Source organism: Methyloversatilis sp. XJ19-13, from assembly GCF_024580155.1.
In the GTDB taxonomy this organism is placed as follows: Bacteria; Pseudomonadota; Gammaproteobacteria; order Burkholderiales; family Rhodocyclaceae; genus Methyloversatilis.
In genome coordinates this window covers 116,475-129,699 of sequence record NZ_JANINH010000007.1, presented here as the reverse complement: position 1 = coordinate 129,699, position 13,225 = coordinate 116,475, and the positions used below count along the sequence as shown (strand labels likewise).

Below are 13,225 nucleotides of genomic sequence, written 5' to 3'. Positions count from 1 at the left end.
TTCCCTTCGTGTCGAGTCCGGCGCGGCCGGAACTGAATGCGTGGTTAGATTTTCTCGCCGCGTGCGCGGATTTCGGCGAGTACTGTTTCGATGCCCTTCTTGTCTATCGTCCTGAGACCCTTCGTGCTGACACGCAGGCTGACGAAACGACCTTCGGACTCCAGCCAGAAACGGCGTTGCTGGAGATTGGGCAGGAAGCGGCGCTTGGTTCTGTTGTTGGCATGGGAAACGTGGTTACCCACCATCGGCGACTTCCCGGTAACTTGGCAAACGCGGGACATGTTCTGGCTCCAGAAGCGGAAAAGCTCGCGATTATAGCGGACTGTTCAATTCCTGCTCAAGTATTTCACAGCACCCCTCGTTCCGCGAACGAGAAGGTTGCGCCGCCGCCGATGATCACATGGTCCAGTACACGCACGTCTACGAGCGCCAGCGCCTGTTTGAGCGACTGCGTCAGAAAGTCATCGGCACGGGATGGTTCGGCAACGCCGGACGGATGGTTGTGAGCAAGGATGACGCCGGCCGCGTTGTGCGCCAGCGCCAGTTTGACCACCTCACGCGGATATACGCTGGTTTGCGTCAGCGTGCCGCGGAACAGTTCGACGGCCTGCACCAGACGGTTCTGTGCGTCGAGCAGCAGCACCATGAACACTTCGTGGCCAAGCCCGCCGAGGCGCAGCTTCAGCCAGTTGCGCACGGCATCAGGCGAATTCAGTGCGTCGCGCGCCTTCATCTGTTCGGACAGCGCGCGGCGCGCCAGTTCGAGTGTGGCTTTGAATTGCACCGACTTCGCCGGGCCCATGCCCTTGACGCGGCACAGCTCTTCGAGTGGTGCGGCGCTCAGCGCGAGCACGCTGTTGTCGAAGTGATCGAGCAGATCGCGCGCCAGATCGACCGCCGACTTGCCGGCCACGCCGACGCGCAGGAAGATGGCCAGCAGTTCGGCCGGCGACAGTGATTCCGCGCCGTGTGCCAGCAGGCGCTCGCGCGGACGCTGGTCCTCGCTCCAGTCCTTGATCGCCATCGCGTTACAATCCCGAGTTCAACCGGATCAGGATACTACATCGTCATGAAATCCGTCTCCGAACTGTCGGGGCGTACTGTGGTGCTCGGCGTCAGCGGTGGTGTGGCGGCCTACAAGTCAGCCGAGCTGGCGCGGCTGCTTGTAAAGGCCGGTGCGGACGTGCGTGTCGTGATGACCGAGTCCGCCCGGCATTTCGTCGGACCAGCCACCTTCCAGGCCATCACCGGCCAGGCCGTATGGTCCGATCCGTGGGATGCGCGCATGCCCAACGGCATGGCGCACATCGATCTGACGCGCGACGCGCAACTGATACTGATTGCGCCTGCGACGGCAGACTGCATCGCACGACTGGCGCAGGGCAGGGCGGACGATCTGCTGAGCACCTTGTGCCTCGCCCGTGACGAAGGTTGTGCGCTGATGGTTGCACCCGCGATGAACCGCCAGATGTGGGAACACCCGGCGACCCGCCGCAATGTTGCAACGCTGGTGGGCGACGGTACATATATGGAGGGCCCGGCGGCCGGCGAACAGGCCTGTGGCGAAATCGGTGCCGGCCGCATGGTCGAGCCGGCGGATCTGCTGGAGGCCGTGCTGTCGCATTTCACGCCAAAGTCACTCGCCGGCAGGCAGGTCCTGATCACTGCAGGGCCGACGTCCGAAGCGATTGACCCGGTGCGTGTCATCACCAACCTGAGTTCCGGGCGCATGGGGTATGCGCTTGCGCAGGCGGCTGTGCGGGCGGGGGCCCGTGTCATGCTGGTCAGTGGCCCGACGGCGCTCGCCTTGCCCCGTGGCGTTCGTCGCATCGATGTCGCGAGTGCCCGTGACATGCGCGACGCGGTGCTGAACAACCTGTCCGGTACGGACGTTTTCGTTTCGGTGGCTGCGGTGGCCGATTACCGGCCGGCCAGCCCGAGCGGACGCAAGATCAAGAAGTCTGCCGATTCGATGTCACTGGAACTGGTGCGCAATCCCGACATCCTTGCCGAAGTGGCGGCGCGCGCCGATGCGCCGTTCTGCGTCGGCTTTGCCGCGGAAAGCCACGATCTCGACAGTTACGCGCAGGACAAGCGGCGCAGCAAGCGGCTGCCGCTCGTCGTCGGCAATCTGGTGTCGGACGGCCTCGGCAGCGAAGACAATCTGGTTGTCCTGTATGACGACGAAGGCCGCCACCCGCTGGAACGCGCGCCCAAGCCGGCGGTGGCGCGCGCCATCCTCGAACACATTTCCCGACTGCTGAAGGGCTGAAACCGCAATGTCCGTGCTCGACTACAAGATCCTTGACCCACGCCTGAACGACGCGCTGCCGGCTTATGCGACGCCCGGCTCGGCCGGCCTCGACCTGCGTGCCTGCATCGAGGCGACGACCACCGTCCATCCCGGCGACACGCTGCTGGTGCCGAGCGGCATCGCCATTCATCTGGCCGATCCCGGCCTGGCGGCGATCGTGCTGCCGCGTTCCGGTCTGGGTCACAAGCACGGCATCGTGCTGGGCAATCTGGTCGGGCTGATCGATTCGGACTACCAGGGGCAGATTTTCGTGTCGCTGTGGAACCGGGGCGACACGCCGTTTGTCCTTCAACCGATGGAACGCATTGCGCAGCTTGTGGTTGTACCGGTCGTACAGGTTCAACTGCGCCGCGTCGAGACGTTTGACGCGTCGTCGCGCGGTGAAGGCGGCTTCGGTTCGACCGGAAGCCTTTGATTATTTGAAAGTCTGTGCCATCCCTTTTTTTCACGGGAGTCACGCGATAGTATTATGAGTTAGATGGGTTAAAGCCATAAGCAGATACTTGTCCCTTGTTTATCGCAGGTCATGTAATCCTTTTGACCCGAACATTCGTTTTCCCCAACTGCACCATCACATATTATTCGAGGAGAGTTGATCGTGATTCGCAAACATCTGGTAGGTATCGTGCTCGCTGCAATGGCGACTACAGCCATGGCGCAGGACGCAGCCCCCTACACCGTTGCCGAAGGCAACAAGGTGGACGCCAAGACGATGACCGGCTGGCGTACCTGGCGTGCAGCGGCGTGTGAGCGCTGTCACGGTGCCAACCAGGAAGGCATGGTCGGTCCGTCGCTGATCGAAGGACTGAAGAAATACACGAAGGCGGAATTCATCGGCATCGTGGTCGATGGATCGCACGCCGATCGCGGCATGCCCCCGCACCCCTTCCTGAAGGGCGAGAAGGCCGACGGCCTGTACGCCTATCTCAAGGGCCGTTCCGACGGCAAGATCGCTCCGGGCAAGGTTTTCCCGATGGAGTAAGTGCGCGCAGACGCACCGCAGGAATGTCAAAGGCCCGGTTTCCGGGCCTTTTTGTTTCCGCTCCCGATGTCTGGAGCTGAAAAGAAAAACGGCACCCTTGTGGGGTGCCGTCAGTGATGCTGCGGTGGGTAAGGCTCACTCCATGCGTTCGTAAGCCGGCAGCGTCAGAAAGTCGGCCAGTTCCGTGGCCACGCACATGTCGCCGAACAGGTTGGCGGCGCGCATGTAGGTGTCCTTGTAGCCGGCGCCGAGCAGCGCCTTGATCTTGTCCAGTTCCTGCGGGATCAGCGCGCGCACCATGTCTGCCGTGACCTTGCGGCCGTCGTCCAGGATGCCCTTGGGGCTGCGGATCCAGGACCACACTTGTGCCCGGCTGATTTCGGCCGTCGCGGCATCTTCCATCAGGCCGTGGATGGGCACACATCCGTTGCCGTCCATCCAGGCGCCGAGATAGTGGATGCCGACGTTGATGTTGGTACGCAGGCCGGCTTCCGTGATCGGGCCTTCGGGACGGAAGTCGAGCAGGTCCGCTGCACCGTAATTGACATCCGGCAACTGCTTGTCGAACTGGTTCGGCCGGTCGCCCAGCACGGCAACGAATTCCGCCAGCGCCGGTGCGACCAGACCCGGGTGGGCCACCCAGCCGCCGTCGTAACCGTCGGTCACGTCGCGATGCTTGTCGGCGCGGATGCCGGCAAGCGCCTTTTCGTTGGCTTCCGGATCCTTCTTGTTCGGAATCAGCGCGCTCATGCCGCCGATCGCCGGTGCGCCGCGCTTGTGGCAGGTCTTGATCAGCGACAGCGCATACGCACGCATGAACGGCACGGTCATCAGGATCTTGCTGCGGTCAGCCAGACAGAAGTCACGGTTGTTGCGCATCGCCTTGATGCAGGAAAAGATGTAATCCCAGCGTCCGGCATTCAGGCCCGCACTGTGATCGCGCAGTTCGTACAGGATTTCGTCCATTTCGAACGCGGCATGCAACGTTTCGATCAGCACCGTGGCCTTGATCGTGCCACGCGGGATGCCGAGTGCGTCCTGGGCGGCGACGAACACGTCGTTCCACAGCCGCGCTTCGCGATGGCTCTGCAACTTTGGCAGATAGAAGAACGGGCCGGCGCCACGAGCGATCAATTCCTTCGCGTTGTGGAAGAAATAGAGCGTGAAATCGAACAGACCGCCGGACACGCGCTGACCATCGATCAGCACATGCTTCTCGTCGAGATGCCAGCCGCGCGGACGCACCTGGAGCACGGCCACTTCATCGTTCAGCGCGTAGGTCTTGCCATCCTTCTCGACGCTGATGGTGCGGCGGATGGCGTCACGCAGGTTGATCTGCCCGGTGATCTGGTTGTCCCACGACGGCGAATTCGAATCTTCGAAATCGCTCATGTAGCTGTCCGCGCCGGCATTCAGCGCGTTGATCACCATCTTGCGCTCGGTCGGCCCGGTGATTTCGATGCGCCGGCGCTGGAGCGCCTGGGGCAGCGGTGCGATCTTCCAGTTGCCTTCGCGGATGTGCAGCGTGTCGGGCAGGAAGTCCATCGGCGTACCGGCGTCGAGTTCGGCCGCGCGCTTGACACGGGCGGCGAGCGCTTCACGACGGCGGGGCTCGAACTGACGGTGGAGCTCGGCGAGCAGCACAAGGGCTTCGTGCGTCAGGATGGTGCGGTACTCGGCACTGACCGGCGCGGTGATGATCACGCCTTCCGGCAGTTCCGCTGTGCGGTCGAGCTTCTGGGTCGATTCAGCAATAGTCATAAGCGTGCGCTCCGATGGCAGTTCGCGAGCCGGTGTGACGTGAGCGGAAGTGCTACGTGCTCCGGACCAGAGGTGGCCGTCCCTCACATCCAGCCGATCAGCGGTGGTGCCGTCGCCGGAAGGATGTGCCGCAGAAGTCGGGTTGCGCCATCTGCAGACGGGAGGACCGAGGTCTAACGTCCGATGCATCAGACCGGCTTGTGCCCGGCGTGAATTGCTGCATCTGCACAAATACTAGACTTTCCTTATGTAATAGTTAAGCTCCGCTTAAGTACATTTATCTTTTACTAAAAGTACAAAATGGACCGCTTCAAAGAGATCGAATCCTTCGTTTCGGTTGCCGCGCAGGGCAGCCTGTCGGCAGTAGCCAAGCTCGAAGGGGTGCAGCCAGCGGTGATCGGAAGACGCATTGACTCGCTGGAAGAGCGGCTTGGCGTTAAATTGATGCTGCGCACGACCCGCAAGCTCACACTGACCCATGAAGGCACGGCCTACCTTGAGGATTGCCAGCGCATCCTGAACGAGATGGCCAGCGCCGATGCGGCTGTGGGTGCCGGCGGGGCGCGTGCCACGGGTCTGCTGCGCGTCAGCGCACCTGCCGGCTTCGGTCGCCGTCATGTCGCGCCGCTGGTGAAACGCTTCATGGGCCTCAATCCGGAGGTCAAGATTTCGCTGGATCTGACTGATCGCATGGTCGATCTGGTAAACGAGAACGTGGACTGCGCAGTCCGGATCGGCAGCCTTCCGGATTCCAGCATGATCAGTATCAAATTGGGCGAGACGCGTCGCGTCGTCGTCGCGAGCCCGGAATACCTGCAGCGCTTCGGCAAGCCGGGCCATCCCTACGACCTCCTGCAGCACCGCTGCCTTGGACTCGGGCCGAACCGCGCGCAGTCGCGCGGCTGGAATTTCATGGCACATGGCGAGCCGCTGACCTTGCGCATCACGCATCTGGTCGAATGCAATGATGGCGCCGTGCTGCGCGACTGGGCGGTCAGCGGACTCGGGCTGGCCTGGCGGTCATATTGGGAGGTGCGCGAGGACCTGGCCTCGGGCGCGCTGGCGGAGGTGCTGCACGACTTCGCCGCGCCGCCGATGGGCATCTTTGCGCTGTTTCCACAGCGCCGCCATCTGCCGCTGCGTGTCCGCCTGTTCGTCGATTTGCTGAAACTGACGTACGGAGACCTGGCTTACTGGGAGTCCGGCGGTACCCACATGCCGGAATTGCCTCAGCCGGGTGACGATGAGTAATCGCGGGCAAACTTCTGCGAACGCATGAAAAAAGCCGCCGGATCTGCATCCGGCGGCTTTCTGTCTCCGCTTGCGCGGGGACCGGACTCAGTGGAACTGTTCTTCTTCGGTCGAACCGGTCAGCGCGGTCACCGACGAAGCACCACCCTGGATCGTGGTGGTCACGTCGTCGAAGTAGCCGGTGCCGACTTCCTGCTGGTGCGACACGAAGGTGTAGCCGCGGTCGCGTGCAGCGAATTCCGGCTCCTGCACCTTTTCGACGTAGGCCGACATGCCGCGGGCGACGTAGTCCTGCGCCAGATCGAACATGTGGTACCACATGTTGTGGATGCCGGCGAGCGTGATGAACTGGTACTTGTAGCCCATGGCGCCCAGTTCGCGCTGGAACTTGGCGATGGTCGCATCGTCCAGATTCTTCTTCCAGTTGAACGACGGCGAGCAGTTGTAGGCCAGCAGCTTGCCCGGGAACTTGGCGTGGATCGCATCAGCGAAAGCCTTGGCAAATGCCAGGTCCGGCGTGCCGGTTTCGCACCAGATCAGATCGGCATACGGTGCGTAGGCGAGGCCGCGCGAGATGGCCTGGTCGAGACCCTTGTTGGTCTTGTAGAAGCCTTCGGCCGTACGCTCGCCGGTGACGAAGGGCTTGTCGTTGGCGTCGCAATCACTGGTCAGCAGGTCAGCGGCTTCCGCATCAGTACGGGCCAGAATCAGCGTCGGCACGCCGTAGACGTCGGCAGCCAGACGGGCAGCGATCAGCTTCTGCACGGCTTCCTGCGTCGGCACGAGCACCTTGCCACCCATGTGACCGCACTTCTTGACGGACGCCAGCTGGTCTTCGAAATGCACGCCGCCTGCGCCAGCGCGGATCATCGCCTTCATCAGTTCGTGGGCATTGAGCACGCCACCGAAACCGGCTTCCGCGTCTGCCACGATCGGGGCGAAGTAGTCGATGTAGCCCTTGTCGCCTTCGTAGATGCCCTTGGCGTGCTGGATTTCGTCAGCGCGCTTGAAGCTGTTGTTGATGCGGCTCACGACCGTCGGCACCGAATCAACCGGGTACAGCGACTGGTCGGGGTACATCGCTTCGTACGAATTGTTGTCCGCGGCAACTTGCCAGCCCGACAGGTAGATCGCCTTCACGCCGGCCTTCACCTGCTGCATGGCCTGACCGCCGGTCAGTGCGCCGAGGCAGTTGATGAACGGCTCGTTGTTGACCAGATCCCACAGCTTTTCAGCGCCGCGGCGGGCCAGCGAGTACTCGACCGGGAACGAGCCGCGCAGGCGATAGACGTCGGCTGCGGTGTAGCCGCGCTTGATGCCCTTCCAGCGGGGGTTCTCGTCCCAGTCCTTCTGAATCTTGGCGATTTCCTGATCTTTCGTGCTCATTGCTCATCCTCGGAGAAAAAACAAAAAACGGTCGCTTAGCGCATGTGCACTGCGCGGCCTGCATCTGAATCTGAAGCGGCTTGACGCCCCTGTCCGGTTGCGTTGTCCGGACATGCTTTCGGCCATCGAGTGCTGGTGCGGGCCGAACCACGAAATCCGCGTTGGCATGATGTCATGGGTGGTGACATGCAGGCCGGGCGCCCGGAAGCCGACTGACAGTAACGTCAGGCGACGATCGTGACAGGCGAAGTATAAAGACCCTTGGGCAAAGCAACAAGAGGTCTTCTATAAGATATAAGAAATACCTAATTGTTTAAAAACAATAGCTTGACGTTTTTCTGAACCACAAGGTGTGAAATAAATCCGGAAAATGCACAGATTATGGTGCGCTGCGACACCCGGATTTACTTCAGATCAGTGCGCGTGTGCTTACGAGGACTCCGTCGCCATCCGCATACAGATAATGTCCGGGAACGAAGTCGATGCCGCCGAAGCTGATCGTGATGTCGCTCTGACCTTCATTGCGTTTCACGGTTTTGAGCGGATGGGTGCCGAGCGCCATCACCCCGATGTTCATCTGCGAAATGGCAGCCGAGTCGCGGATGCAGCCATAGACGACGATGCCTGCCCAGCCGTTTTTCACTGCCAGTGCAGCGATCTGGTCGCCGACCAGCGCCCGTCGCATCGATCCGCCGCCATCGACTACCAGTACCTTGCCGTTGCCAGGCGTCTCGAGTGCCTTGCGCACCAACCCGTTGTCTTCGAACAGCTTCAATGTGCTGATCGGACCGCCGAAGGCGCTGTGCCCGCCGAAACTGCGGAACATGGGCGTGCAGACCTGCAGTTCGGCTTCGAATTGATCGCACAGATCTGCTGTTTGTATCGTCATGATGTGTCCTTTCCCATTGGAAACACGGTAGAAGTCTGGGCAAGAAAAATGGAGTAAGAAAACCGGGGCAAAAAAAGAGGCGGCCCGTGGGCCGCCCTCTGCGGTCATTGCCGGCATCACGCCGGTGCGACAGCTTCCTCTTCGTCGAATACCAGCTTCACCTTCTTGTCGGCATCGATGTCGATGGTCACCTTGCCGCCATTCGTCAGGCGACCAAACAGCAACTCGTCGGCCAGCGCCGAGCGGATCGTGTCCTGGATCAGACGCGACATCGGGCGTGCACCCATGAGCGGGTCGAATCCGGACTCGGCGAGCCAGGCGCGCAGTGTGTCCGAGAACACCACTTCGACCTTCTTTTCCTGCAGCTGACCTTCCAGTTGCATCAGGAACTTGTCGACCACGCGAAGGATGATTTCGCGATCGAGTGGCTTGAAGGAAATGATGGCATCAAGACGGTTGCGGAACTCCGGCGTGAACAGGCGCTTGATGTCGACCATTTCGTCGCCCGGCTTGCGGTCGTCGGTGAAGCCGATCACCGATTTCTGCAATGTTTCCTGGCCGGCGTTGGTCGTCATGATGATGACCACATTGCGGAAGTCGGCCTGACGCCCGTTGTTGTCGGTCAAGGTGCCGTGGTCCATCACCTGGAGCAGGATGTTGTAGATGTCCGGGTGCGCCTTTTCGATCTCGTCGAGCAGCAGCACGCAATGCGGCTTCTTCGTGACGGCCTCGGTCAGCAGGCCGCCCTGGTCGAAGCCGACATAGCCCGGCGGTGCGCCGATCAGCCGGCTGACTGCGTGGCGTTCCATGTATTCCGACATGTCGAAACGGACCAGTTCGATGCCCATGCAGTAGGCAAGCTGTCGGGCGACTTCCGTCTTGCCGACGCCGGTCGGGCCGCTGAACAGGAAACTGCCGATCGGCTTCTGCGGATTGCCCAGGCCGGATCTCGACATCTTGATCGCCGTTGCCAGCGCGTCGATGGCCTTGTCCTGACCGAACACCACGTTCCGCAGATCGCGGTCGAGGTTGCGCAGCGCAGAGCGATCATCGTTGGACACGTGTTGCGAAGGAACACGCGCGATCTTCGCGACGATCTCTTCGATCTCGGTCTTGCCGATCACCTTCTTCTGCTTCGACTTGGGCAATACGCGCTGGGCTGCACCCGCTTCGTCGATCACGTCGATCGCCTTGTCGGGCAGATGACGGTCGTTGATGTAGCGCGCCGAAAGCTCCGCCGCCGAGGACAGCGCGGTCGACGAATACTTGACGCCGTGATGCTGTTCGAAGCGCGATTTCAGGCCCTTCAGGATCGACACGGTTTCCTGGACGCTCGGCTCATTGACGTCGATCTTCTGGAACCGGCGCGACAGCGCGTGATCCTTCTCGAAAACGCCACGGTACTCGGTATAGGTCGTCGCACCAATGCACTTCAGCTGGCCGGAAGACAGCGCCGGCTTCAACAGGTTGGACGCGTCGAGCGTGCCGCCGGACGCAGCGCCTGCGCCGATCAGCGTGTGGATTTCATCGATGAACAGGATCGCGTTCGCGTTGTCGAGCAGTTGCTTCAGCACCGACTTCAGACGCTGCTCGAAGTCACCGCGATATTTCGTGCCGGCGAGCAGCGCACCCATGTCGAGCGCGTAGATCGTCGCATCGGCAAGGATGTCGGGCACTCGACCTTCGATGATGCGGCGCGCGAGACCTTCGGCAATGGCGGTCTTGCCAACGCCGGCTTCGCCCACCAGCAGCGGGTTGTTCTTGCGCCGGCGGCACAGCGTCTGGATGACGCGTTCGAGTTCGTCATCGCGACCGATCAGCGGATCGATCTTGCCCATCAGCGCCTGCGCGTTCAGGTTCTGCGTGAAGCTGTCGAGCGCACCGCCTGCCTGGTTGCCTTCCGGCTCCTGCTCCGACTGCTCGGCCTCGGGCTTGCTCGCTGCCGCAGGTTGCGCCGACTTGGTGATGCCGTGCGAAATGAAATTGACGATATCCAGTCGCGTCACGCCCTGTCGCTGCAGGAAATACACTGCGTGCGAATCCTTTTCGCCGAAGATCGCGACCAGCACGTTTGCGCCGGTGACTTCCTTCTTGCCGGACGACTGGACGTGCAGGATGGCGCGCTGGATCACGCGCTGGAATCCGAGCGTCGGCTGCGTGTCGATCTCTTCACTGCCATCGACCACGGGCGTGTGCTCGTTGATGAAGGCGGACAACTCCTTGCGCAGGTCGTCGATATTGACGGCGCAGGCACGAAGAACCTCGGCGGCTGAAGGATTGTCGAGCAGCGCGAGCAACAGGTGCTCGACCGTGATGAATTCATGGCGCTTCTGCCGTGCTTCCACGAATGCCATGTGAAGACTGACTTCCAACTCCTGCGCGATCATTTCAATTTTCCTCCATGACACACGCCAGCGGATGTTGATGCTGGCGGGCAAAGGTACACACCTGTTCGACCTTGGACGCTGCTACGTCCCTGGGGTAAATGCCGCAAACTCCGGCGCCCTCCGTATGTACCTTGAGCATCACGCGGGTAGCCTGTTCCCTGCTCATGGCAAAAAACCTCTGGAGCACTCCAACCACGAAGTCCATCGGGGTGTAATCGTCATTCAACACCATGACCTTGAAGAGAGGTGGGGGCTCAGCCCTGTTCTTTTCAAGCTCAAGAAGCGTTTCTTCCTGCTTGCGCGTAACCATGGCCTCATTCTAATCACAATCAACCGCTCTGCAACACGGGAATTCTACGGCTTTCAGGGGTCTTTTCCTGAGCGCCGACATGCGCCCGATCCGCTCGGCTGGTGCTCATTCCGGACGGAACCCGAGCGATGCCTTCATCGCGAACCGGGCCCGGATGGTGGCCATGATGATGTGCCGTACTGCACAACGAAAACGTCTTGACCGTTCAGGACATCTGGGCTAAAAGCCGATTTGTACTTGGTTCAAGCTCTTGCGTGATCGGATTCTCAGTCCGTTGCGGAGTTCCCGCAGGGTCGGTAGTTCCCGGAGTCAGAGCATCAGAACTTGAAGTGCACACACAAAACGGGGATTTCGGGTCATTCGAGCAGCTGAGAGGAAGACAACAATGGCAACTGGCACTGTGAAGTGGTTCAACGATTCCAAAGGTTACGGCTTCATCACTCCTGACGACGGCAGCGAGGATCTGTTTGCGCATTTCTCCGCGATCCAGATGGGAGGCTTCAAGACGCTCAAGGAAGGTCAGAAGGTGAGTTTCGAAGTGACGCAGGGCCCGAAAGGCAAGCAGGCGGCGAACATTCAGGCTGCTTGATCGCGATACACGCGTTACCCAACAAAAAACCCGGTCCAGGACCGGGTTTTTTGTTGGGTACTGTCGTGCGCCCGATACTTCGCTCCGGACGCACGGTATGTGCCGGACTACATGCGTGCAATCATGGCGCGGCCGAATTCCGAGCACGACACTTCATTCGCGCCTTCCATCAGACGGGCAAAGTCGTAGGTCACCTGCCGATCGCCGATCGCTCGTTCCATCGACGCGATGATCAGGTCGGCCGCTTCGATCCAACCCATGTGGCGCAGCATCATTTCGGCCGACAGGATCAGCGAACCCGGATTCACCTTGTCCAGCCCGGCGTACTTCGGCGCCGTGCCATGCGTGGCTTCGAATACCGCGTACTGATCGGAAATGTTGGCGCCCGGTGCAATGCCGATGCCGCCGACCTGTGCGGCCAGCGCGTCGGAGATGTAGTCGCCATTCAGATTCAGCGTGGCGATCACGTCGTAATCAGCCGGGCGCAGCAGGATCTGCTGCAGGAAGGCGTCGGCGATCGCATCCTTGACGATGATGTCGCGTCCGGTCTTCGGGTTCTTGAACTTGCACCACGGGCCGCCATCGATCGGCTCGGCACCGAATTCGTTCTGCGCCAGCCCGTAGCCGAAGTCGCGGAAGCCGCCTTCCGTGAACTTCATGATGTTGCCCTTGTGCACGAAGGTGACCGACTTGCGATCGTTGTCCACCGCGTACTGCAGCGCCTTGCGGATCAGACGTTCCGAGCCTTCGCGTGACACCGGCTTGATGCCGATCGCCGATGTTTCGGGGAAGCGGATCTTCTTGACACCCATTTCATCGCGCAGGAACTTGATCACCTTGCGTGCGCCGTCCGACTCGGCCTGCCACTCGATGCCGGCGTAAATGTCTTCCGTGTTCTCGCGGAAGATCACCATATTGATCTGCTCGGGGTGCTTGACCGGGCTGGGGACGCCCTGGAAGTAGCACACGGGGCGCAGGCAGACATAGAGATCAAGCTCCTGACGCAGCGCGACGTTCAGCGAGCGGATGCCGCCACCGACCGGCGTCGTCATCGGGCCCTTGATCGACACCACGTATTCTTTCAGCGCTGCCAGCGTGTCTTCGGGCAGCCATACGTCAGGGCCGTACATCCGGGTGGCCTTTTCGCCTGCATACACCTCCATCCAGGTGATCTTGCGCTTGCCGCCGTAGGCCTTCGCCACCGCTGCATCCACGACGTCCTTCATGACCGGCGTGATGTCCACGCCGATGCCGTCGCCTTCGATGAACGGGATGATGGGGTTGTCCGGGACCGGTTTGCCCGCGACGATCTTTGTCCCCTCGGCGGGAATCTTGATGTGAGTTGTACTCATGCCA

At 61.1% G+C, this 13,225-nt stretch carries 13 protein-coding genes; 5 read left to right on the top strand and 8 right to left on the bottom strand.

The window, feature by feature from the left end; all coding sequences use genetic code 11:
• Nucleotides 1-44: 44 nt before the first annotated feature.
• Nucleotides 45-281: a 50S ribosomal protein L28 gene (gene rpmB / locus NMQ14_RS11410; RefSeq protein ID WP_069037770.1), complete on the bottom strand. Its 237-nt coding sequence runs from the start codon at nucleotides 279-281 to the stop codon at nucleotides 45-47.
• A gap of 65 nt (nucleotides 282-346) precedes the next feature.
• A complete protein-coding gene (gene radC / locus NMQ14_RS11405; protein ID WP_257096235.1) occupies nucleotides 347-1,024 on the bottom strand; it encodes a DNA repair protein RadC in 678 nt (225 codons plus the stop codon).
• Nucleotides 1,025-1,069: 45 nt separating this feature from the next.
• On the opposite strand from radC, the gene coaBC reads away from it, so the two are divergent.
• The 3 genes from coaBC to NMQ14_RS11390 all read left to right on the top strand — a co-directional run bounded on the left by coaBC (nucleotide 1,070) and on the right by NMQ14_RS11390 (nucleotide 3,296).
• A complete protein-coding gene (gene coaBC / locus NMQ14_RS11400) occupies nucleotides 1,070-2,272 on the top strand; it encodes a bifunctional phosphopantothenoylcysteine decarboxylase/phosphopantothenate--cysteine ligase CoaBC (RefSeq protein ID WP_257096234.1) in 1,203 nt (400 codons plus the stop codon).
• A gap of 7 nt (nucleotides 2,273-2,279) precedes the next feature.
• Nucleotides 2,280-2,729: a dUTP diphosphatase gene (gene dut, locus NMQ14_RS11395; RefSeq protein ID WP_257096233.1), complete on the top strand. Its 450-nt coding sequence runs from the start codon at nucleotides 2,280-2,282 to the stop codon at nucleotides 2,727-2,729.
• Between the two features lie 183 nt (nucleotides 2,730-2,912).
• Entirely contained in the window at nucleotides 2,913-3,296 is a 384-nt protein-coding gene (locus NMQ14_RS11390; RefSeq protein ID WP_257081617.1) for a cytochrome c, read from the top strand.
• Between the two features lie 135 nt (nucleotides 3,297-3,431).
• On the opposite strand, the gene aceB is transcribed toward NMQ14_RS11390, so the two are convergent.
• Entirely contained in the window at nucleotides 3,432-5,057 is a 1,626-nt protein-coding gene (gene aceB, locus NMQ14_RS11385; RefSeq protein ID WP_257096229.1) for a malate synthase A, read from the bottom strand.
• A gap of 300 nt (nucleotides 5,058-5,357) precedes the next feature.
• On the opposite strand from aceB, the gene NMQ14_RS11380 reads away from it, so the two are divergent.
• Nucleotides 5,358-6,308 (top strand): LysR family transcriptional regulator, encoded by a 951-nt coding sequence (locus tag NMQ14_RS11380; protein WP_257096223.1) that lies wholly within the window; start codon nucleotides 5,358-5,360, stop codon nucleotides 6,306-6,308.
• 87 nt (nucleotides 6,309-6,395) lie between these two features.
• Here the strand turns inward: NMQ14_RS11380 and aceA are convergent, their stop codons facing one another.
• The 4 genes from aceA to clpS all read right to left on the bottom strand — a co-directional run bounded on the left by aceA (nucleotide 6,396) and on the right by clpS (nucleotide 11,280).
• The gene (gene aceA, locus NMQ14_RS11375) at nucleotides 6,396-7,694 is read right to left on the bottom strand and encodes an isocitrate lyase (protein WP_257081620.1); all 1,299 of its coding nucleotides are present in this window, start codon (nucleotides 7,692-7,694) and stop codon (nucleotides 6,396-6,398) included.
• A gap of 409 nt (nucleotides 7,695-8,103) precedes the next feature.
• Nucleotides 8,104-8,700: a ribonuclease E activity regulator RraA gene (gene rraA, locus NMQ14_RS11370; protein ID WP_257096220.1), complete on the bottom strand. Its 597-nt coding sequence runs from the start codon at nucleotides 8,698-8,700 to the stop codon at nucleotides 8,104-8,106.
• Entirely contained in the window at nucleotides 8,700-10,970 is a 2,271-nt protein-coding gene (gene clpA, locus NMQ14_RS11365; protein WP_257096211.1) for an ATP-dependent Clp protease ATP-binding subunit ClpA, read from the bottom strand. The genes rraA and clpA overlap by 1 nt, the downstream gene beginning before the upstream one ends.
• A gap of 1 nt (nucleotide 10,971) precedes the next feature.
• Entirely contained in the window at nucleotides 10,972-11,280 is a 309-nt protein-coding gene (gene clpS, locus NMQ14_RS11360) for an ATP-dependent Clp protease adapter ClpS (protein WP_069037761.1), read from the bottom strand.
• Between the two features lie 385 nt (nucleotides 11,281-11,665).
• Here clpS and NMQ14_RS11355 point away from each other — a divergent pair, with 385 nt between their 5' ends.
• Nucleotides 11,666-11,869 (top strand): cold-shock protein, encoded by a 204-nt coding sequence (locus NMQ14_RS11355; RefSeq protein WP_069037760.1) that lies wholly within the window; start codon nucleotides 11,666-11,668, stop codon nucleotides 11,867-11,869.
• A gap of 107 nt (nucleotides 11,870-11,976) precedes the next feature.
• Here the strand turns inward: NMQ14_RS11355 and icd are convergent, their stop codons facing one another.
• Nucleotides 11,977-13,221 (bottom strand): NADP-dependent isocitrate dehydrogenase, encoded by a 1,245-nt coding sequence (gene icd / locus NMQ14_RS11350; RefSeq protein WP_257096209.1) that lies wholly within the window; start codon nucleotides 13,219-13,221, stop codon nucleotides 11,977-11,979.
• Nucleotides 13,222-13,225: the final 4 nt, after the last annotated feature.